The sequence below is a fragment of the Desulforhopalus vacuolatus genome (assembly GCF_016918505.1).
GTDB classification, from domain to species: domain Bacteria; phylum Desulfobacterota; class Desulfobulbia; order Desulfobulbales; family Desulfocapsaceae; genus Desulforhopalus; species Desulforhopalus vacuolatus.
On record NZ_JAFFPZ010000078.1, the window covers coordinates 1 to 2091 of the forward strand.

1 protein-coding gene and 2 pseudogenes are annotated in these 2091 nt (G+C 46.6%); all 3 read right to left on the reverse strand.

Annotated features, from left to right (window positions below):
- Window positions 1–216: 216 nt before the first annotated feature.
- Window positions 217–834 carry a type III-B CRISPR-associated protein Cas10/Cmr2 gene (locus tag JWG39_RS15930; protein WP_205220428.1) on the reverse strand — a complete coding sequence of 206 codons (618 nt, stop codon included), beginning with the start codon at window positions 832–834 and terminating at the stop codon, window positions 217–219.
- Window positions 831–1937: pseudogene (gene cmr1 / locus JWG39_RS15935) on the reverse strand (type III-B CRISPR module RAMP protein Cmr1); the annotation flags it as partial. The gene JWG39_RS15930 and the pseudogene cmr1, both read right to left, overlap by 4 nt.
- A 50-nt stretch (window positions 1938–1987) precedes the next feature.
- Window positions 1988–2091 (reverse strand): annotated as a pseudogene (locus JWG39_RS17295) (IS1595 family transposase); the annotation flags it as partial.

Here is a 2091-nt window from a genome sequence, read left to right on the forward strand (position 1 = left end):
TTGATCGAAGCGGTGGTGCATTGACCAAGGCCTGCTTTGTTGGTTTGAGTAAGTGTGTTTGTGATGGGACAGCATATCGCCGGGAGCGAAAAGTTACAAAATCCATCGTAACCTCCTTAGAAGATTAGTCTTTTAAGGAGGGCAAACTCGGAATTTCACTTATTTGTCAAGAAAAAAACTTCTCCTTGTAATTTATTTTTTTCTACATGCAAAATCTTAACCGGACACTACTGGACAGGAGTAGAATTTATTTCCTCTAAGCACTGATTCTCTGATTCCATCCAGGCTGGATTTTGGAATTCCCGCACCATTCCAGGGTGCTGCTGAGAATTCACGCAAGGCCTTCCTGCCAGCAAGCAACCGCTCACAACGTTCCAGCGAGTCTGAATAATTATCTGTCAGGGGGGTCCAGGCAGCAAAGAACTCCCCGAAGTCATCAAGCTGTTCCTTGAAAAGCTTTCTATTGATATTCCGCTGATCCTTTGTGGGAATGATCTTTAGCGCACTCTGTGCCATGCTCTTCCAGCAGTCATCAAAGGCTTTTCGTGCCTCTTCAACCAGAGACCGTATTTCTCCCTCATCCATTTCCCCTGTTCTGGTAAGAATCTTATTGGCGGTATTGAGTTCGGATTTTGGTTCCAGCTTACCCTTGTCTTCAATTCCCGGGAAAATCAGATCACAACCGGCATCGGCAAGGTATTTCGCCACGGCCTTGGAGAGTTCCGAAAGAAGCCAGGAGCCATACCAGAGGTCGCGAAGTTTACGGGCGGAGGCAATAAACTCCTGCACCGGCCCGACGGAAATGGAGAGCAGGTACTGTTGTTTTTTTATCATGATTTGGCCTCCTGCACTCCAAGAGCCGCAAAAAGGGCATCATAGGGATTTTCACCTCTTTTCCGCTCTTTTTTTGCACCCTTCTGCAGCCTGTGATTGCGCCAGTTTCTCGGGTGTGCCTCCAGTGGAATTGCCGAGCGTAAATTTGAATCCTGAAACAGTTCCAAATCTGGAATTGTACTGTTGAGCAACAGGCAGACGTTTATATAACGATCTCCACTTAATCTAATAATTTTGAGTATCACGGGAGATGGCCAGCGTGTTTTTCCGCCGGCGGGGCGTACCTCAAGAGTTCCCCCAGGATCGCCCTCGTTGTCTTTGAATTTATATTGAACAGGCAAGCCATAGGCAGCTCGAGGAAAATATGGCTTCTCAAAGAGAGGTGGGTGTTTGCTATATTCCTTTGTTAGAAGTCGAATCCCATCGGCATCTGCCCAGTTCGTTCTGCCAATGTTTTTCTCTTTTGCATCATCCTGCCGGAAATTCTTATACTTTTCCAAATACTCTTTCCATATTTTCACAGGGTCATCACCTTTAGCAGGAGAGAAGCCAAAGCGCCCCTGTGCCAATAATGGCATGGGAGATTGACCAAAGGCTGGAGATTTGACAGAAGAAAATTTCTTCACAAATTCCTCTATTGCCTCTCCGGCCGGAAATTCTTTCATGACCTCTTTACAGTAAAGAGAACCGCAACCCCGTGTTGTCCGCGCACCAATACCACCAAAGAGAAGCCACAGTTTCACGCTCTTCTCAACCTCCTTCTGCATCTCCTGTGGACAACGGATTTCCAAAGAGAAAGGGCAGGAAGTAATCAAAGTAAAGGAGTTTTCATCTCGCACCTGTAGAGGAAAAAGGACATAACCAGGGAAGTCTGGATAATCCATCAGCCCTTTCCCATTCATTTCCAGCCTCTTCTTCCCGACACCACCAACTTTGGTAATGTTCAGTATGACAGAAGAGGCCTTCCCCTCATTAGAATCTGAAGTAACTGCTCCTCCCCAGATGTCGGCTTCACGCTGCATCAACTTTTCCGGGCTGTTAACCTGCTGCATCGTCCGCCACCAGAAGCGCAATTGTCCTTTGACAGAAGGAGTTCGAATCGGATTTGTTTCATCTGGACAATAACTTTTGGCTCATGTTGTGTTTCAGGGTCTTATTTAACCAGCACTTCAACCAGCGAGTGAAGCAAGGTTTTCCCGCGCTTGCCAACATTATGAACAAACTCGAAGAAACCAAGGTATAAAGGGAGCTTCTCTT

Bases quoted from the DNA above. Each gene is read 5' to 3' on its own strand.
- JWG39_RS15930 (WP_205220428.1), bottom strand. From the start codon at position 834: ATGATAAAAAAACAACAGTACCTGCTCTCCATTTCCGTCGGGCCGGTG.